This is a genomic window from Acinetobacter sp. TG2027, assembly GCF_000302435.1.
Taxonomy (GTDB): Bacteria; Pseudomonadota; Gammaproteobacteria; order Pseudomonadales; family Moraxellaceae; genus Acinetobacter; species Acinetobacter pittii.
Map to the genome: position 1 here is coordinate 34,482 of NZ_AMJN01000022.1, position 18,867 is coordinate 53,348.

The 18,867-nt window shown below is 39.7% G+C and carries 17 protein-coding genes; 4 read left to right on the forward strand and 13 right to left on the reverse strand.

The window, feature by feature from the left end; all coding sequences use genetic code 11:
• The first annotated feature begins 246 nt into the window (after positions 1-246).
• Positions 247-1,884, forward strand: a complete 1,638-nt coding sequence (locus B806_RS0105435; protein WP_017402731.1) for an acyl-CoA synthetase — start codon at positions 247-249, stop codon at positions 1,882-1,884.
• A gap of 46 nt (positions 1,885-1,930) precedes the next feature.
• On the opposite strand, the gene yjgA is transcribed toward B806_RS0105435, so the two are convergent.
• From yjgA to mazG, 9 genes are all read right to left on the reverse strand, one after another.
• Positions 1,931-2,467 (reverse strand): ribosome biogenesis factor YjgA, encoded by a 537-nt coding sequence (yjgA, locus tag B806_RS0105440; RefSeq protein WP_017402732.1) that lies wholly within the window; start codon positions 2,465-2,467, stop codon positions 1,931-1,933.
• A 2-nt stretch (positions 2,468-2,469) separates the two neighbouring features.
• Positions 2,470-2,739, reverse strand: coding sequence for an HPr family phosphocarrier protein (locus B806_RS0105445; protein ID WP_000567533.1), 270 nt, complete (start codon positions 2,737-2,739; stop codon positions 2,470-2,472).
• Entirely contained in the window at positions 2,736-3,587 is an 852-nt protein-coding gene (gene rapZ / locus B806_RS0105450) for an RNase adapter RapZ (RefSeq protein WP_005066272.1), read from the reverse strand. The genes B806_RS0105445 and rapZ overlap by 4 nt, the downstream gene beginning before the upstream one ends.
• Before the next feature lie 23 nt (positions 3,588-3,610).
• Positions 3,611-4,459, reverse strand: a complete 849-nt coding sequence (gene panC, locus B806_RS0105455; protein WP_002117191.1) for a pantoate--beta-alanine ligase — start codon at positions 4,457-4,459, stop codon at positions 3,611-3,613.
• A gap of 3 nt (positions 4,460-4,462) precedes the next feature.
• Positions 4,463-5,272: a 3-methyl-2-oxobutanoate hydroxymethyltransferase gene (gene panB / locus B806_RS0105460; RefSeq protein ID WP_002117298.1), complete on the reverse strand. Its 810-nt coding sequence runs from the start codon at positions 5,270-5,272 to the stop codon at positions 4,463-4,465.
• A 45-nt stretch (positions 5,273-5,317) separates the two neighbouring features.
• Positions 5,318-5,800 (reverse strand): 2-amino-4-hydroxy-6-hydroxymethyldihydropteridine diphosphokinase, encoded by a 483-nt coding sequence (gene folK, locus B806_RS0105465; protein ID WP_014208398.1) that lies wholly within the window; start codon positions 5,798-5,800, stop codon positions 5,318-5,320.
• Entirely contained in the window at positions 5,797-7,260 is a 1,464-nt protein-coding gene (gene pcnB / locus B806_RS0105470) for a polynucleotide adenylyltransferase PcnB (RefSeq protein WP_017402733.1), read from the reverse strand. Before pcnB ends, folK begins: the two co-directional genes overlap by 4 nt.
• Before the next feature lie 125 nt (positions 7,261-7,385).
• Positions 7,386-7,790, reverse strand: a complete 405-nt coding sequence (locus tag B806_RS0105475) for a ComEA family DNA-binding protein (RefSeq protein ID WP_017402734.1) — start codon at positions 7,788-7,790, stop codon at positions 7,386-7,388.
• Positions 7,759-8,565: a nucleoside triphosphate pyrophosphohydrolase gene (gene mazG, locus B806_RS0105480; RefSeq protein ID WP_017402735.1), complete on the reverse strand. Its 807-nt coding sequence runs from the start codon at positions 8,563-8,565 to the stop codon at positions 7,759-7,761. Before mazG ends, B806_RS0105475 begins: the two co-directional genes overlap by 32 nt.
• 112 nt (positions 8,566-8,677) lie before the next feature.
• On the opposite strand from mazG, the gene B806_RS0105485 reads away from it, so the two are divergent.
• Entirely contained in the window at positions 8,678-9,451 is a 774-nt protein-coding gene (locus B806_RS0105485) for an SDR family oxidoreductase (protein ID WP_017402736.1), read from the forward strand.
• Positions 9,452-9,497: 46 nt separating this feature from the next.
• On the opposite strand, the gene B806_RS0105490 is transcribed toward B806_RS0105485, so the two are convergent.
• Genes B806_RS0105490 through cysM form a run of 4 tightly spaced genes read right to left on the reverse strand, consistent with a single transcriptional unit; the run spans position 9,498 to position 14,999 of the window.
• Positions 9,498-11,804 carry a bifunctional (p)ppGpp synthetase/guanosine-3',5'-bis(diphosphate) 3'-pyrophosphohydrolase gene (locus tag B806_RS0105490; RefSeq protein WP_002117181.1) on the reverse strand — a complete coding sequence of 769 codons (2,307 nt, stop codon included), beginning with the start codon at positions 11,802-11,804 and terminating at the stop codon, positions 9,498-9,500.
• Between the two features lie 30 nt (positions 11,805-11,834).
• Positions 11,835-13,226 (reverse strand): 23S rRNA (uracil(1939)-C(5))-methyltransferase RlmD, encoded by a 1,392-nt coding sequence (rlmD, locus tag B806_RS0105495; RefSeq protein WP_017402737.1) that lies wholly within the window; start codon positions 13,224-13,226, stop codon positions 11,835-11,837.
• Between the two features lie 9 nt (positions 13,227-13,235).
• Positions 13,236-14,054: a 3'-5' exonuclease gene (locus tag B806_RS0105500; protein ID WP_005066255.1), complete on the reverse strand. Its 819-nt coding sequence runs from the start codon at positions 14,052-14,054 to the stop codon at positions 13,236-13,238.
• 12 nt (positions 14,055-14,066) lie between these two features.
• The gene (gene cysM, locus B806_RS0105505) at positions 14,067-14,999 is read right to left on the reverse strand and encodes a cysteine synthase CysM (protein WP_002117176.1); all 933 of its coding nucleotides are present in this window, start codon (positions 14,997-14,999) and stop codon (positions 14,067-14,069) included.
• 172 nt (positions 15,000-15,171) lie between these two features.
• Here cysM and B806_RS0105510 point away from each other — a divergent pair, with 172 nt between their 5' ends.
• A complete protein-coding gene (locus tag B806_RS0105510) occupies positions 15,172-17,979 on the forward strand; it encodes an ATP-binding protein (protein WP_017402738.1) in 2,808 nt (935 codons plus the stop codon).
• Positions 17,980-18,073: 94 nt separating this feature from the next.
• The gene (locus tag B806_RS0105515) at positions 18,074-18,862 is read left to right on the forward strand and encodes a crotonase/enoyl-CoA hydratase family protein (RefSeq protein ID WP_017387610.1); all 789 of its coding nucleotides are present in this window, start codon (positions 18,074-18,076) and stop codon (positions 18,860-18,862) included.
• The last annotated feature ends 5 nt before the right edge of the window (positions 18,863-18,867 follow it).

Sequence of the window (18,867 nt, forward strand, 5' to 3'; positions counted from 1 at the left end):
TTTGAGTCCATAAAATCATAAATACATTTTGCTTATCACGTAAACAGCAATAAATGACTTAAAAAATATATTGAGATGATTTTTAAACATGTTTAACACAAGTGGTTTAAGATGAAGAAAATAGCATTTCTGCTCATTTTTTGACTGGAGGGTATCGTTCTTTAAGACTAAAGCATAGATGCTTTGATTAATATTAAATCATATGTTCAAAGAATGAATTAAAAATAGAACACGGAGTTGTTTCACATGGTTAGTGCTTATGATGAGTTACCACGCACACCCGCAAACTTTGTTGCGTTATCACCTCTACGCTACCTAGAACGTGCGGCTTATATTTACCCAGATCAAGCTTCGATTATTCATGGTAAGCGCCAAATTTCATGGAAAGAAACTTATCAGCGCTGCTGTCAATTTGCATCTCAGCTCAAGCAGCTGGGAATTGAGAAAAATGATACGGTATCCGTTTTATTGCCAAATATTCCAGCCATGATTGAAGCGCATTTTGCAGTTCCTATGGCGGGTGCGGTACTTAATACCCTCAATACACGTTTAGATGCAAAAACAATCGCTTTCATGTTGGAACATGCTGAAAGTAAAGTACTGTTGGTTGACCCTGAATTTGTGAATTTGGCAAGAGAGGCTCTCTCACTTATTCCGAATCAACACATTATTGTAATTGATGTAGCCGATACGGAATACGAAGGTGAAAATCAGTTTTTAGGTTCCTTTGAATATGAAGAATGGATCACTCAAGGCGACATTAACTTCTCTTGGCATTTACCAGAAGATGAGTGGGATGCGATTAGCTTAAATTACACATCTGGAACTACAGGTAATCCTAAAGGTGTGGTCTATCATCATCGCGGAGCTTATCTTAATGCTGCAAGCAATATCTTGGCTTGTGGAATGAAACCACGTGCTGTGTATTTATGGACACTGCCGCTCTTTCATTGTAATGGCTGGTGTTTTGCGTGGAGCATAGCAGCAAGTGGTGGAACCAATATTTGTTTACGCAAAGTCGATCCAGAATTAGTCATGCAATTGATTGCAGAACACAAAGTTGATTATTTCTGTGGTGCACCTATTGTTCTTTCAATGATTCTTAACTTACCCAAAGAAAAACAAGCGAACTTTGATCACCATGTTGAAGTTATGGTTGCTGGGGCAGCTCCCCCTGTTGCCATTATTGAAGGGATGCGAAACATGGGGATTAACGTAAACCATGTATATGGCTTAACAGAAACTTATGGACCTTCTGCCCTATGTGCTTCTCAATCTGGATGGAATGAGCTATCAATTGCTGAACAAGCCCAACTTCATTCCCGTCAAGGCGTACCCTACCCGTTGCAAGACAGTATGCGTGTGTTAGACCCCGAGACTATGGAACCTGTACCTAATGATGGTCAAACCATGGGAGAAATCATGTTCCGTGGCAATATTGTCATGAAAGGCTATTTAAAGAACCCTAAAGCAACTCAAGAAGCCTTTGCTGGCGGATGGTTCCATACGGGAGACTTAGCCGTTTGCCACCCAGATGGTTATGCAAAAATTACTGATCGTTCGAAAGACATTATTATTTCAGGTGGAGAAAACATTTCATCTTTAGAAGTAGAAGATGTTTTGTATAAACATCCTGCTGTATTAACCGCTGCGGTAGTCGCTAAACCCGATGCACGTTGGCAAGAAGTACCATGCGCGTTTATTGAATTAAAGATGGGTACTACAGCAACACCTGAAGAAATTATTGCACACTGCCAAAAAGAATTAGCGCGCTTTAAAGTGCCTAAAGATGTGGTTATTACAGAAATTCCGAAAACATCGACAGGTAAATTACAGAAATTTATCTTACGTGAATGGGCAAAAGAACGGGCTGAAAATGTATAAATAAAAAAAGCGACGCCTTGAGCGTCGCTTTTTTATGGAAGAGCATTTAGCCTTGATCAGACAATAGGGCAATTTGCTGCACATAGTTCACAAATTTACCTTTTGACACCTCAAGCTCTGCTTCACTCACTTGTTGACTCTTATCACGGTTGATTCTCAACACATGCTGACGCAAGGTGTGACGTTCCGATGCATTATAAATTTTACTAAATTCATTAATTGCAGGGTCGCCTTGTTCGATCATACGATCAACCCAACGCATCAATTGAGCCTGTTTTTTTGCGCCTTGCTGCGGAGTTAAATAAGACAAAATAACGGTCTCATCTTCATTACGCAATAATTTACCAATACGTTGAAACTGACGACGACGAGCTTCAAAAGAACTAATGTTCTGCACTTCCATTAACGCATCAATTAAACGTTCATCAACTGGGAGTTTTTGAATCTGCTTAATAGAAAGTTGTGCTAACTGCTCACCTAAAGCAGCCATACGTTGAACTGCTTTTTTCTGCTCTGTCTTACTTGCACGTCCTTCTAAAGAGCCAAAATCTTCTTCAGTATAACGTTGGGGACGACGTGCCACGATTAATCTGCCTCATAAAATTTTGCGGCGAATAACGCCTGTACTTCATTTAATGCCTGCTCTTCGTCGGTACCATCAATGACCAATCGTAAAGTGGTCCCTTTACCTGCACCTAACATCAGCAAAGACATAATATTTTTTGCATCTACTAAATGATCGCCTTTTCCAATTTGGATCGACGAACGAAATTTTGTAGTGACCTCTATCAGTTTTCCTGATGCACGAGCATGTAAACCGAGTTTATTAATTACATCAACAGTTGTGTCTATCATGACCAGTGCTTCATTTCTCTGTGTAAGACCTGAACAGACCATTCTGCCTCAAGTGCTTGTTTTAGTCTATCTACGATATAAACGGAACGATGTTGACCACCAGTACAACCAATAGAAATCGTCATATAGTGACGATGTCCTTCAGCAAATGCTGGAAGCCATTTTTTTAAGAAGTGAAGAATATCGTCAAACATTTCGTTTGCTTGCGGACTTGCTTCTAAAAATTGTCTTACTGGCTCATCCAAACCAGAAAAACGTCTCAATTCTAAATCCCAATGCGGATTTGGTAAATGCCGTACATCAAAAACATAATCAGCATCTAAAGGAATGCCATGTTTATATCCAAATGACTGCAATATCACGATGAGCTTATCTGACTGCCCCAATTTAGACAGTAAAATATGCTTTAAATCATGCACACTTTTATCTGTTGTATCAATATGAACAGTAGCGCGGAACTGAATTGGCAGCAGTAACTGCTTTTCTTCATGAATACATTGCAACAGACTTTTAAAACGATTGGCTAATGGATGTGGACGACGTGATGCACTAAAACGTGCGATCAAATCCTGATCTTGCGTAGTCAGATAAATCACATCAACTGTGCCATGTTTTTGTAGTTGCTCAAAAACATGATCGAACTCTTGCATATCTGCACGAGTGCTTCGAACATCCACACCTAATGCCAATTGCTCTAGGTTATTTTCATGATCTAGCTTTGCCACAATTTCGGGCAGCAATGCCAAAGGCAAATTATCAATACAGTAATAGCCCAAATCTTCTAACACTTGGAGAGCTGAAGATTTTCCTGAACCAGACTGTCCTGTCACGATAAGTATACGCTTCATGGCATGGCTGTCCTTTGATCTGTTTATTGGGGTGTAAAGGCAACTTCTAAATTATCAATCAAACGAGTTGCACCCAATTTTGCCGCGATGAACAACACAATATCACGATCAAACTGAGTAGCAGGTAACAGATTTGACTGACGAGCTTCGACATAATCCACAACAAACCCATTATCTGTCAACTGAGTTTTGATATCTTCTAAAACTTGTTGTAGATCTTTGCCTTGATGTAACTGCTGCTCAGCTTGCTTTAAACTTTGATAAATAACCGGAGCGACCTGACGTTGCTCTGGACTTAAATAACCATTTCTTGAACTAAGAGCTAAGCCATCTGCTGCACGAACAATTGGCACACCAATTACTTCTAGCGGGATATTTAAATCTTGTACAAACTGGCGAATCACTGCTAACTGTTGGTAATCTTTTTGACCAAAGAAAGCATAGTTAGGTTGCACAATATTAAAGAGTTTGGTGACCACCAAAGCTACGCCATCAAAATGACCTGGACGCGAGCTACCACATAAAGCATCAGTAATTTGGCTAACACTTATATTGGTTAAACGTGGCTGAGTACCGTACATTTGCTCAACTGATGGTGCAAAAATAATGTCACAACCAACATCGGCTAATAGACGACTATCTTGTTCTAAAGTACGAGGATAGTTGTCAAAATCTTCACCCGGTCCAAATTGAGTTGGATTTACGAAGATACTAACAACCACAACATCACATAACTTTTTCGCTTCACGAACAAGTGTGAGATGTCCTTCATGTAGATTTCCCATTGTTGGGACAAAACCAATAATTTTACGCGCAGCTCTAGCAGGATTTAAAGAAGCTGCAAGACCTTGTATGGTGGTTTCTGTTTTCATGAATTACAGCTCAACGTGGAAAGTATGTTCTTTGGCTGGAAATGACTGGTCCTGCACAGCAGCATGAAAAGCTTTAAAAGCATCTAGGATTGCTGTTTCACCAGATTGTTCTTTCATAAAGTTACGGACAAAACGCGCAACTCGACCAAAAGTTAAGCCCAACATGTCCTGTACTACAAGTACCTGACCATCAGTCGCATTACCCGCACCAATACCAATCACAGGTGTATTTGGAAATAGTTCAGCAATTTCTTGTCCCAACTGAGCAGGAACACATTCAAGCAATAGAACTGCCGCACCTGCTTCAACCACTGCCGTACAGTCAGCAATAAGTTGATCAGCTGCTTCACGTGTTTTAGCTTGTAATTTGTAACCGCCAAATACGTGTACAGATTGAGGAGTTAAACCTAAATGTACGCACACAGGTACACCATTACGAGTTAACACTTGTACAGTTTCACTTAGCCAAGCGCCGCCTTCGATTTTGATCATCTGGGCACCAGCTTGCATAACTGTTCTTGCGTTTTGCAAAGCATCATTTAAAGTGGCATAACTCATAAATGGTAAATCAGTCATAATCAAAGCATGCTGGTTACCACGACGCACAGCCGCCGTATGATAAGCCATGTCCTCAACAGTTACAGGTAAAGTTGAGTCACGACCTTGAATTGCCATTCCAAGAGAATCACCAATTAAGATTGTATCAATTTCAGCAAGTTCCATTGCTTTTGCCATACTCGCATCGTAACAAGTTAGACAAGAGAACTTACGTCCTTCGGCTTTAAATTTTCTTAAGTCACTTAGACTAATCATGATGGTATCCTCTACAGGAGTTTGCAGAACGTAATAAGTCAGGCTTTAAGCCCAAGACTCATCAGCAAGTACAGTCAGCGTAGGCTGCTGTATGAGTTCTAAATTTTTAAGTGGCTGATCGTTAATATGTAAATCAGCGTCTAAATCTAATAAAGGAATTACAACGAAATCTCGCTCTAGAATTCCAATGTGTGGCACAGTTAAGCGCTCATTTTGAATTTTTTCATCACCATATATAAGCAAATCCAGATCCAAGGTACGCTCTCCCCAACGACGAAGGCGTACACGACCAGCTTCTTGCTCAAATCGCTGTAACTGGTCTAACAAATCTAAAGGCATGAGATCCGTATTTAGCTCTGCAACTGCATTTAAATAATTTGGTTGATCTTGAGGCCCCATAGGTGGACTTTGATAAAGTTTAGAAACTTTCACTCCACCTAAAGTTTTAAGCTTAGCAATGGCTTCAGATAAGATTTGGCGCGAATCACCCAAATTACTTCCTAAACCAATATAGGTCTTCGTTGTCATTGCGTTGGCCCAAAAATAACTTGGCTTAAATCGCGTTGTACTCGCTTACGCTTCAAAATCGGATGGTCGCTCATCACCCCAGCTTCTGAAGCAGAGGCTTTTTCAACGAAACGACCCATCGATTGTTCTTGTCGAGCACGTTCTTTTTTTCCACGACGGCTGCGTGGTTCAAGAATATCAACCAAAGGTTCGATTTCCGTCTCAACTTTATTGCTTTCAACAGGTTCAGCAACAGCTTTACGACGGTTTCTAGCCTTCTGACGATTGTACTGGCTAATTGCAGCTTCTTTTTCGTCATTCGACATTTCTTGGTAGGCTTCCCACCAGCTTCCCATTCCCTGTGTTGTGTCATCACCTGACTTTTCACGAAGTAACAAGAAGTCAAAACCAGCACGGAAACGCGCATGTCCAGCCAATGCTTCAATTTGCTGTGGTTTCGGGTTAAGCAAACGGGTCTGCATTTCCCAAACTTCACGAATAAAAGTTTCTGCAAAACGAGGAATCACAGTGCGTGTTGCCTGACGTTTTAAGACATCTAAACCAGCTTGTGCACGCGCTTCAGCTGGTACCACACCTTTAGATAAATAAAATTCACAACGCTCTAAAAATGGTTGCCACAATAAGACTGCATAGAAAAATGCAGGGTTAATTGTTTTACCCACTTGAATACGCTGATCTGTATTCTTTGCTGCTCTTAGAATAAATGGAGTGAGGTTAGGCTGAATATCGGCAAACAGTTGTTTCCAAACACCAAACTCAATCAACATTGGCAAAACACGCGCCAAATGTCCCATTGTAAAGAGCTTCTGAGACTCATCATATAAACGATGCGGAGAAACATCACGCAATAGTTGCGTCATCTCTGCATCAAATATATCGAGAATATCTGAATCAATTTTAAAATTTAACTTCGCTGCAAAACGTAAAGTCCGCAGCATACGCACAGGGTCTTCTTCGAAGCGCTGTGCCGGATCACCTAATAAACGTAGAGTTTTATTTTTTACATCGTCAATTGCTTTGCAGAAATCAAGCACAATACTCTTACGCGGTTGGTAATATAGCGTATTGATTGAAAAGTCACGGCGAGCAAAGTCTTGTTCGATGGTTCCCCAGTTATTGTCACGTAAAATCATGCCTGAAGCACTAGTGACTGCTTTTTTTGGAGGAGCACGGAAAGTTGCAACTTCAATAAGCTCACGCCCTGAATAGACATGTGCTAATTCAAATCGACGGCCAATGATTCGACAGCGTCGACCAAAAACTTCTTTAATCTGGGAAGGTGTTGCATTAGTGACTGCATCGAAATCTTTAGGATTAAGCCCTAGCATTAAATCACGGACACCACCCCCAACAATATAAGCTTCATAGCCAGCTTTTGTCAGGCTATCGATCACATCTAAAATCGAAGAAGGAAGTTGGGCTGTGGACAAACCACATTTTGACGCTCGCAAGGTTTGCAAAAGACGCTGTCTCCTACGTCAGGACGTAAATAACAAGTTGTCGCTAATCATAGCTCTAACGCACACAAAGGGCAATTTGATTCTCTGTAGTTTGCGCATGAAATGATAATTGACAGACAGATGATTTATAAAGTCAAACGCGTTTTATTCTTTTCAAAAATGGCGGGACCAATGCCCTTTACGTTTTTAAATTCATCAATATTTTTAAAGCCACCATTCTTTTGACGGTATTCCACAATTGCCTGAGCCTTTTTCTCACCAATACCTTTTAGCTTTTGGAGCTCATCAATATTGGCTTGATTCAAGTGAATTTGCCCTGACGAATCAGTCATAACTGAACTTTTTGGGCTATTAGAATGAGCGGAGCGCTGCATGCTCAAATTCTGATCATACCTCTGCTGTTTAGCCTTCCACTCCTTAAAATTTTGATCAAAAGATTGAGCCTGAACTAGCGTTGATGAGATCAGGCTCCAAAATAAAATAATGAAAATATTGTGCTTATTCTTCCAAAGATTCATGCTGAGCTGCATGTGTTTTTTCCCCTAACTTTAACTGCCGCTTTGCCTGATTCCACAATTCATCCATTTCAGACAAGGTCATGTCCTCTAATGTTCTTTGCTGTTTTTGCGCTTGATCTTCAATAAAAGCAAAACGGCATCTAAATTTATGTATTGTCGATAAAAGTGATGTTTCACTTGAAATCGCAAGTTTACGTCCAACATTGACTAATGAAAACAGGCAATCTCCAAATTCGTCTTGAATTTCATCAACATTTTGATTTTTTAGGGCTTGCTTAAACTCATCCAACTCTTCTTCTAGTTTTTCATAAGCATCTTCTACCGTTTCGAAATCAAACCCAACCTTAGCTACATTTGCTTGAATTTCTTGTGTCTGTAACAGGGCTGGCCCATGTTTAATTTCATCTAATCTTGATTGCGGCTTGCCTTGTTTTTCTTGTTGCTTAATTTGCTTCCAAAGCTCACTTACTTGTTCTGGTGTTAAATTATTAAATTGATCTGTCTGAAAAACATGGGGATGACGGCGTATTAACTTTTCACTTATTGCCTCAACAACATCTTGAAAGTTAAAAGCGCCTTGCTCACTAAACATTTGTGATTGAAACACAACCTGTAATAACAAATCGCCTAGTTCATTTCTAATTTCATTAATATCGCCATGGCGGATGGCGGACTCGACTTCATACGCCTCTTCAATCGCATATTTAGTCAGTGACATTGGGGTTTGTTGTTGATCCCACGGACATTTTTCACGTAACTCTTGCATGATTTTAAGCAATTTATCCATGGTAACTCTCAAGTTTAAAAAGTCGGTCAGTCAATCTAAGATTTTAATTTGTTATGATCAAAATCAAAGCGATTAAATCAGTCGCACTATTGTACTGACAAAGAGAAAAAAGATGAGATACAGTATTCTGATTAGTGGTGCCGCTCAAGGTATTGGGGCTGAAATTGCACGTGTATTCTACAAACAAGGATATAAAGTAGGCATTTATGATATTAATGAATCGCTTGCTCAGGAACTAGCAAATGACTTAGGGCCAAATGCCCGTGCCGGCTATCTAGATGTAAGTGACTACAGCCAGTGGCAACACATATTAAAAGAATTTACCGAATGGGCTGGTGAACTTAATATTTTGGTAAATAATGCAGGTATTTTATATTCTGGCGCGTTTGAAACGACTGATATTAAAGCTCATCAAAGAACAATAAATATTAATGTAAACGGCGTAATCAATGGCTGTCACGCTGCTCTCCCTTACTTAAAGCAAGCGTTTTTTGCACGTGTTATCAACCTCTCTTCAGCCTCTGCAATTTATGGGCAAGCTGATTTGATTTCTTATTCTGCTAGTAAATTTGCAGTTCGTGGAATTACTGAAGGTTTAGATGTGGAATGGAAAAAATATGGTATCCGTGTTTTAGATGTGATGCCGCTATTTGTCCAAACTGCAATGGTTAACAATATGGATGCAGGCACCATTCAGAATATGGGGATAGATTTAACCCCAAATGATATTGCTCAGCAGGTGCTTACGCTTGTAGAGAAAAAGGCTCATTTTTGGACGCCTACCCACACTCCAGTGGGTATAAAAACCAAACTGCTTTATCAGCTCTCAACGTTGAGCCCACAATTTCTAAATCGACTAACCAATATTTATTTATCTAGAAAGTAATTTGCAATAAAAAGGCTGTCATTTGACAGCCTTTTTACTTAATTTATTAAACTCCTTGAATCATGCGTCGAGCACTAATGATTCCTGGTTGTTGCTCTAGGCGAGCCAATAAACGAGAAAGCTGCGCTAAACCTTTAACCTCAATGAGCAACTTCATATTGGCAATACCATCTGCCTCAGAAATTGTATTAACCTGACGAATATTGATTTGGTCAGAGAAAATCACTTGAGTTAAGTCTTTAAGCAGACCACGACGATCATAAGCTTCCACCACAATTTGAACGCTTTGACCACGTGTTGGCTGCATTTCCCAATCAGCTTCAACAGCACGCTCTGGCTCTTGCTTAATCATACGCTGATAGTCAGAGCAAATGACTTTATGGATGCTGACACCACGGTTCAAAGTAATATATCCAGCGATTGATTCACCATGCACCGGCTGACAGCACTGAGCGATGTGCAGTTCTACATTATCCAAACCATCAATTAAAATGCCATGTGCTGATAGCGTATGGCTAGCACGCGGATTTAACGTTGGTTTAAGTACTAGTTCAGGCTCATCCTGATCTAGATGCATTTGGCGGTTCACCTGATTAATCAGAGCATGTAAGCTAATATCGCCACTGACCAAATTCACCAAAATGTCATCGCCGGTCTTCACATTAAAATGTGATGAATAATCGTTTAGATCGATACTTTTTGGGTGAATCGCAAGACGAGCTAACTCTTTATTAAGCAGTTCTCGGCCTACTTCAAGATTCTTACTACGGTCTTGCTGTCTAAACCAATGACGCAACTTGTCACGTGCACGAGAGGTTTTAATATAACCCAAAGAGTTCACCAACCAATCACGGTTTGGTTCACGATCTTTTTTAGTTAAAATTTCAACCTGTTCACCCGTTTTTAAAGTATAGGTAAGTGGCACATAACGCTGGTTGACCCGCGCTGCATAACACTTATTCCCTACTTCTGTATGCACATGATAGGCAAAATCTAAAACTGTTGAGCCACGCGGCAATTCTTTAATATCACCATCACGACTGAAAACATAAATCTTCTCAAAGCCTTCAAAGTCTTGTAACTGTTCAAAGCCTTCTGTTTCATCTTCGTTTTGATGTACCGTCGTTTCATTACGCTCTTGATAGTGTTCTAAAACAGCACGTAATGAATGCAAACGATGGTTAAAGGAATGGTCGGTATTCTTTGAACCTTCTTTATAGTTAAAGTGTGAACATACGCCTAACTCTGCTTCATCATGCATCTCATGAGTACGAATTTGCACTTCAAGAGATTTATTTTCAGCAATTACAGCCGTATGCAAAGAACGGTAACCATTGGCTTTCGGATTGGTAATATAGTCATCAAACTGATGCGGAATATGACGCCAGATTTGATGTACGATACCTAAAGAGTGGTAACACTCTGGCACACTATTGACCAACACACGCAAAGCACGAATGTCATAAAGTTGGTCGAAGCTCAGGTTTTTGCTCTTCATTTTTCGATAAATCGAATAAATGTGTTTTGCACGACCTGTAATTTCAGCTTCAATACCGTAAGACGCTAACTCATTTTTCAAACGGTCAATGACGAACTGAATATAATGCTCACGCTCTAAACGCTTTTCGTTGAGTAATGAAGCAATCTCTTTATAGCGATCTGGAGCCAAATAGCGAAACGCTAGATCTTCAAGTTCCCATTTAAGCTGAGCAATACCAAGTCGATGTGCCAACGGCGAATAAATAGTAAGAATTTCACGCGCTACACGTTCTTGGCGTTCACGAGAGGAATTTGCAAGCTCTCGCAAAGAATAAGTACGTTCAGCAAGTTTAATTAAAACAACACGAACATCTTCGGTCACCGAAATCAACATTTTATAAATGCCGCTTAAATGTTCTCGTTGATTATTATTAAAGTGATCTTCTAACCGTTTATTTTTTTCAATAAGTTCTGAGAGTTTACCCATTGCCAAAGTACCTTTGACAAGGTTGTAAACTTGCTCCCCGAATTTCTGTTTTACTTCTTCTATATCGGTAATGCCTTCACGCACACTACGATAAAGCATTGCTGCTGATAAAGTATCTTCATCTACATGGAGATGTGCCAGAATGTCGGCCATTCCAACGCCTGTAGCAAAAGTATTGGAACGATGATTAACCGTTGAATCTAACTCTTTTTGCAGGGTTAAATGAGCGACTTTTTCAAGTTGTTCAAGCTCCGCCCCATCTAATATTTCACGCACCCGATCCAACCATGAGGCTAAACCGATTTGCGTTTCGGCGGCATGCTCTACAGTCGTTTCCTCTGACAACTCGGTTAGTTGTTCAGGTAACTGTTCACGTACTGTGACCATACCATTCTCCTCAATATGTAACTCATGTTTTTAATCGTTTATCTCTTGAATTTTTTCAAATAGTGCAATGGATTCAACATGTTCGGTATGCGTAAACATGTCCATCACTGCTGCTTTTTTTAACTGGTAACCATATTGGACCAAAACACCCGCATCCCTTGCCAGTGTAGCTGGATTACATGATACATAAACGATTCTTTTTGCTCCAAAATTTGATACATACTGCATAATTTCATATGCACCAGCACGAGGAGGATCAATCAATAATGCATCAAATCCTTGATTTGCCCAAGAATGATGCGAAAAATCTTTTGTTAAATCTTGTGAAAAGAAGGTTGCTTGCACCAAACTATTGCATTCCGCATTAGCTGTTGCTCGCTGCACCATTTCTTCACTCCCTTCAACACCGACAACCTGACCACTCTCACCAACACATCGTGCTAACGGGAGTGAGAAATTGCCCAAACCGCAAAATAGATCAAGCACCTTTTCACCTGGTTGCAACTGAAGCAATTCACATGCCAATTGAACCATCTGTTCATTTACTGTGGCATTGACCTGAGTAAAATCCAATGGCGAAAAAGCAAAATTTACATTAAACCTTTCCAAGGCATAATGTAAACGTAAAGCACCGTGTTCATCATCAATACGACGAATGCTTTCAGGACCTTTAGGTTGCAAATACAACTGCCACCCTTTGTGTAACGCAAATTGCTTTAATTGGTTGACATCAGAATTGTTTAATTTTTCTACATGACGAACCAATAAAGAAATTTCATTATCACCTTTTGCTAATTCTACATGACCAATGTGCGCTTTGCCTTTTAGACTTTGGAGTAAAGTGCGTAACTCAGGCAGACTATTTGATAAGTTTTTATCCAAAACACTACAGCTATGGATCGAAGTTAAACGATTACTATGATGTTCGCGAAAACCCATGATTAAGCGATCTGGTTTTGGCAAATAGCGCACGCCTATTCGAGCACGACGACGATAATCACTTTGTAAAGATCGAATCGGTTCTAGCCACTGTTCAGGTTGAATACCTGCGAAATGCTGTAAATGTGACTGGAGTACATTTTGTTTTAAACGGATTTGTTCATCAGGGTGAATATGCTGCATGCTACATCCACCACAGATACCATAATGAGGACAAATTGCCTCGATACGATGTGCTGAAGGTTCTCCTAACAACTGCAACATTTCAGCTTCTTCAAGACGCTTCGCTTGATGGGTAATCCGAGCTTTTACAGTTTCTCCTGGCAATGCATAACGAATAAAAACTTTTTTGCCATGCTTATCTGCCGGATGATCTGGATGAGAACCATAATGCGCAATTCCACGCCCCTCATGAGAAAGTGTTTCCACCTGAAAAATATATTCAGATTGTTGAAGGTTGCGAGATTTGGCTTGTTGTTTCAAAGAATGAACCTAAAAATCTGAAGAATTAAAATAGTGAGAAGTAAATTCAGTATGTTTCGAAGTACGTTCCCATACTTCAAGGAAGTCGGCTTGCTGTGGCATAGTCTGTAAATATTCAATACTCGAACTGATCCAGTGGTTATGCTCATCTGCATTTAATTGGCCTTTTAGTACTAACCAACGCAAATAAATAAACCATGTATTGAGCACATCCCCTTCACAATAGCTCGTCAATTTTAACCACTGTTGATTACGAACATATTCAGGCACATGATAACCCGACTCACCACGCTTACCCGGTAAACCTAAAATACAGGCAATATCATCAAGCTTTTGAAAATTACGACCATTAAACATTGCCATCACATCCATTAAATCTATATGGCGATGGTGATAACGGTTTTGGTAATTATTAAAACGCTTCTGGCTATCAATCTCACCTTGATCAAACAGACCAGGTGCAGAGAGCCCATGATACATAGCGCGAAATAGGATAACTGGTAAATCAAATTGCGAACCATTCCAACTTACTAGAGTCGGATGGCGCTTATCAAAAATAGATAGAAATTTCTGTAAAATTTCGGCTTCAGAATATTGTTCTCGACTAAAAGAAAATAATCTAAAACCAGACTCATCGATCCATAGGCCAGAAATACAAACAATTTCATGTAAAGGCAAACGCTGAAAATCCATACCTGATTCTTGGCGACGGATTTTCGTCAATGCTTGCTCTACATCGGCCTCAGGTAAATCAAGATGATATAAATGCGCACCCGCTTTTAAATCAGTTAAAGTTTCAATATCAAAAACTAAGGTAGGGAAACGCATTATTTCTCTCAATTATGAGTTATCGTCCTGTACTGAAAACAGACCTGTAGACAAGTAGCGATCGCCACGGTCACAGATAATGCAAACAATAACAGCATCCGGATTTTCTTCTGCAATTTTGATTGATGCCCAAACTGCACCACCTGAAGATGTACCAGCACTAACACCTTCCATACGAGCTAATTTACGCATAGTTTTTTCAGCTTCAATTTGTGGAATATCAATAATACGATCCACACGGCTACTATCAAAAATAGTAGGTAAATATTCTTTTGGCCAACGGCGAATACCAGCGATACTTGAGCCATCAGCAGGTTGTAAACCAACGATTTGAATATCTGGGTTTTGTTCTTTTAAATATTTAGAAACACCCATAATGGTACCGGTGGTACCCATTGAGCTCACAAAATGGGTAATTTTCCCACCTGTTTGCTTCCAGATTTCAGGACCAGTCGTTAGATAATGAGCTTCAACATTATCAGGATTACCAAACTGATTTAAAACGTGACCTTTACCTTCTTTTTCCATTTGCAAGGCTAAATCTCGTGCACCTTCCATACCTTGCTGTGGTGTTACCTCAATCAGCTCTGCGCCATAAGCCAACATTGCGTCTTTACGCTCTTGGCTCATATTGTTCGGCATAATAAGTTTCATTTTATAGCCGCGCATTGCCGCAACCATAGCCAACGCAATACCTGTATTACCGCTGGTTGCTTCAATTAATGTATCACCCGGTTTAATTTGACCACGTTTTTCTGCCTGCATAATCATGTTATATGCAGGACGGTCTTTTACAGAACCTGCCGGATTATTACCTTCCAATTTTGCTAAAACTATCGCTTGCGTATGAGAAGCTAATCGCTGCAAACGAACTAGAGGTGTCTTACCTACATAGTGATCTAACAAAAATTCGTCAGCTAAAAAATCAGGTTGTGTATTACTCATGATCAACACCTATATCGAGGTGGGCCTATTGTATGAAAAAATGCTCGGTACTGCACCCATTTCAATATGCTTTTTCATGAAAGCGATTAAAGCTCGGTCATTTATAAAATGCCGTCTGTTTTAAAATAAAGCGTGATAAGATGCCGTACAGAGAGATAAATCTGATGTAGCCATGTCTAATTTCAATAAAACCTTATCGAAACGCTTACGTCTGAATCATGCATATGGGCAATTGATTGCTCTTATTTTTGTGCCCATTATGATTTTAACGTGTGTTGGTGCTTTTCTGGTTTTAACTGAAACCTCACATTCAGTAAAACAACAACAGCTACATCATGCCTCAGCAATTTTAGCTCGCTATAATCAAATCGCACTAGATTTATACCACCTAGTTGAACTACAGCCTGATGAATATGACCATGCTCAGCACATCATGCAAAGCATGTTTAATGAAAAAAATCTCAAACGTGCTGCTTTAATTGATAGTAACGGCCAAACCTATTTAAGTATCGGTTATCGAGACAATCGTTACTGGCCAAATTTTACTGAAAAAAATAATTTTTTTGGTCCAATCTCTTATAACCACAACAATATTTATGGACTTCGTATTAGCGATACACCAGGAAAAACACCTGTCTGGCTCGTGATTGAGATGGACAATCAGCCACTAGAATTGGCACGTTACCGTATTTTGATTGCCCTCGTCATTACTGGCTTAATGACCTTACTGTTACTTTTACTTTGCTTGAATTTTTATTCGCGTCGCTGGATTGCGCCGATGTACGAAATTCGCATGCAGTTGCAACGTTTAAATGCAGACACGTTGGACCAGCATATGGTCATTAACAGTACGGGTGAATTGCGTTTGTTACAGCGAGATATTGCGAATGTTGTTAAACGATTACACTTTAGCTTTTTAGAGTTAAAAGAACACACCGAACAAACCGAAGAAGACTTACGTAGAACGTTAGATACCTTAGAAGTTCAAAACATTACCTATCGTCAAGCACGTGACCAAGCGATTTCTTCAAACCAAGCCAAATCGGTTTTCCTTGCCAATATTAGTCATGAGCTTCGAACACCTTTAAACAGTATTGATGGCTTTATTCATTTATTACTTCGTCAACAAAACCTAAATAACGAACAAAACCTTTACCTACAAACCATTCGCAAGTCATCTGCCCATTTATTAGCATTAATTAATGATGTATTAGATTTCTCAAAAATTGATGCTGGTAAGTTAGAGCTTGAAACAGCACCGTTTGATTTAGAAGAAGCTGTCTTTGATGTCATGGATATGCTGTCTCCACTGGCTGCCCAAAAGCATATCGCAATGGCGTTTTATTATGCAGATAACATTCCACAGCAAGTGATTGGTGATGCTTTACGCTTCAAACAAATTCTGACCAACTTGATTTCGAATGCGATTAAGTTCACTCCAGATGGCGAGATTATTGTTCGTGTTCGTATGGAACATGATGATATCGGACAATGCCTACTTCATTTTAGTGTTCAAGACAGTGGTATTGGTTTAAGCGGTACAGACCGTAAAAAATTATTTGAATCATTCTCGCAAGGTGATGCATCCGTTACACGTCAATTTGGCGGTACAGGTTTAGGTCTAGCTATTTCTAAACAGCTTGTTCATCTCATGCATGGCCAAATTGGCTTTGAGGATAACCAAGAACGCGCTCCAACAGAAAAAGGCTCGACCTTCTGGTTTACAGCACAATTTGTTGTAGATGAAGATTACGAGATTGAACATCCACACTTTGAGCATTTACAAGTGGTGTCTTATCTTGCCCACCCTGCTACAGCAAGTGTTTTACGTTATTACCTTGAAAACTATCATGTTCCGCACATTGAGACACAATCGATTCTGGACTTATTTAGTCGTTTAAAACATCTTGATCAGAAAGATAATACCTGGCTCATTGTTGACCATAGTGGTGATACTGAAGCGTTATTAAAAGAAATTCGTAGTCGTTATCAAGGTAATTTGGCAGTTTATGGCTATCAAATGACGCTTGAGCCAAATATGCTCACTGAATATCGTGCTCGTCCTCTCTATCAACCACTCAGCCGAAGTGGTCTTATTCAACTGTTGAGCGATCAACCTGTATTTGAAGAAGAACAACAAGACTTTAATGGTCAGGGTTTACACATTCTGGCAGTGGATGACCATTTACCTAACTTAATTGTTTTAGAAGCCCTACTGGGTGAACTCAACGTTAGAACAACTAAAGCAATCAGTGGCCAAGAAGCGCTTAATCTGATTCAAGAGCGAATCGATCAGAAACTCAAACCATTTGATTTAGTGTTCATGGATATTCAAATGCCTGTCATGTCAGGTATTGATACCACGCGTGCTATTCGTTCATTAGAGTCGACTTTAGATGGAGAAATGCAGCTTCCAATTATTGCATTAACCGCCCATGCCCTTGCCGATGAAAAACAAAAACTTCTTAAAGTTGGTATGAATGACTATGTCACCAAACCAATTCAAATGGAGCAGATCATTCAAATTTTAACGCAATGGACGAAAAACAACTTCACTGCGCAAAATCTAGCTAAAGATCATCATGTGGTTGCAGAAGCGTTAGATCCAGAAATTTTAAATTGGCAGCAAAGTTTACAACTGGCAGCAAACAAAGAAGATTTAGCTCAAGATCTTCTCAAAATGTTGGTAGATAGCTTCCCAACTGAGCTAGACGAAATGCAGCAGCTTATTGAGCTTGAAGACTTCCCTCAACTTGAGCATGTTTTACATCGTCTTTATGGCGCTACACGCTATGTAGGGACTCCAAAACTACAACAAGTGACCGGTGACTTTGAGCAATTTGTTTCAACACTACGCAAAGAACGCCGTATAGCCGATGAAAGCTTTATTGAAGAAGTTATGAGACGCTTTGATGAGTTAGGACTTGTTGTAAAAGAAGTAGAAAGTGCTGCTCATCAAATCTTAGTAATCCCTGACTAACAGACCGACTAAATAGGCATGACTGAGCTGTCATGTTTCCAAATTACAGCCATGTTATGCTCCGCTTATCGATAAAAAAATAAGCGGGAATTTCATGGCACTTTTACGTATTGAAAAGAATAATGGCATTGCAACAGTTTATCTAAACCGTCCTGATAAACGTAACGCCATGAGTTTTGCCCTTCTCAAAGAACTCGTTTCAACAGCAAAAGCCATTAAAAAAGATAGAGAGATCCGCTGTGTGATTTTGACAGGTGAAGCACAAGTTTTTAGTGCTGGAATTGATTTATCTGATCTGAATAATCCAAAAAATTCTGCCTTTGCCATTTGGGAGCTTGTGAAACCTGGACAAAGCTTGTTCCAAAAAGCATTCCTGATTTGGCAAAATTTACCTGTACCTGTGATTGCAGCTCTTGAAGGATATTGTTTTGGTGCCGGAATGCAACTTGCCTTAGCAGCTGATATTCGAATTTCTCATCCAGACACAAAAATGTCGATTATGGAAAGCCGTTGGGGTTTAGTTCCAGATATGGGACTTACTCGCTCCTTGAAGGGACTAATTGGAGTTGACCTTGCAAAAGAACTCACCTTAACGGCCCGCGTTTTTGATGGAAATTATGCAAAAGAAATTGGTCTTGTAACTCATTTAAGCGGCTCTCCGCTAGAAAAAGCAAATGAAATTGCCACTGAAATGTTACAACGCTCACCTGATGCCCTCACAGCGGCAAAACGCGTACTAGATGCAATGGAGCATCAACCAGAAAAATCATTGCGTCTAGAAAAAATCTGGCAACTTAAATTATTACTTGGTAAAAATAGCAAACTTGCTCGTAAAAAAGACAAACATCCAGAAGTTAATTTTTTACCACGCCAATATAAATAAAGAGC

Bases quoted from the DNA above. Each gene is read 5' to 3' on its own strand.
- B806_RS0105435 (WP_017402731.1), top strand. From the start codon at position 247: ATGGTTAGTGCTTATGATGAGTTACCACGCACACCCGCAAACTTTGTT.
- B806_RS0105445 (WP_000567533.1), bottom strand. From the start codon at position 2,739: ATGATAGACACAACTGTTGATGTAATTAATAAACTCGGTTTACATGCT.
- rapZ (WP_005066272.1), bottom strand. From the start codon at position 3,587: ATGAAGCGTATACTTATCGTGACAGGACAGTCTGGTTCAGGAAAATCT.
- panC (WP_002117191.1), bottom strand. From the start codon at position 4,459: ATGAAAACAGAAACCACCATACAAGGTCTTGCAGCTTCTTTAAATCCT.
- panB (WP_002117298.1), bottom strand. From the start codon at position 5,272: ATGATTAGTCTAAGTGACTTAAGAAAATTTAAAGCCGAAGGACGTAAG.
- folK (WP_014208398.1), bottom strand. From the start codon at position 5,800: ATGACAACGAAGACCTATATTGGTTTAGGAAGTAATTTGGGTGATTCG.
- B806_RS0105475 (WP_017402734.1), bottom strand. From the start codon at position 7,790: ATGCAGCTCAGCATGAATCTTTGGAAGAATAAGCACAATATTTTCATT.
- mazG (WP_017402735.1), bottom strand. From the start codon at position 8,565: ATGGATAAATTGCTTAAAATCATGCAAGAGTTACGTGAAAAATGTCCG.
- B806_RS0105485 (WP_017402736.1), top strand. From the start codon at position 8,678: ATGAGATACAGTATTCTGATTAGTGGTGCCGCTCAAGGTATTGGGGCT.
- B806_RS0105490 (WP_002117181.1), bottom strand. From the start codon at position 11,804: ATGGTCACAGTACGTGAACAGTTACCTGAACAACTAACCGAGTTGTCA.
- B806_RS0105500 (WP_005066255.1), bottom strand. From the start codon at position 14,054: ATGCGTTTCCCTACCTTAGTTTTTGATATTGAAACTTTAACTGATTTA.
- cysM (WP_002117176.1), bottom strand. From the start codon at position 14,999: ATGAGTAATACACAACCTGATTTTTTAGCTGACGAATTTTTGTTAGAT.
- B806_RS0105510 (WP_017402738.1), top strand. From the start codon at position 15,172: ATGTCTAATTTCAATAAAACCTTATCGAAACGCTTACGTCTGAATCAT.
- B806_RS0105515 (WP_017387610.1), top strand. From the start codon at position 18,074: ATGGCACTTTTACGTATTGAAAAGAATAATGGCATTGCAACAGTTTAT.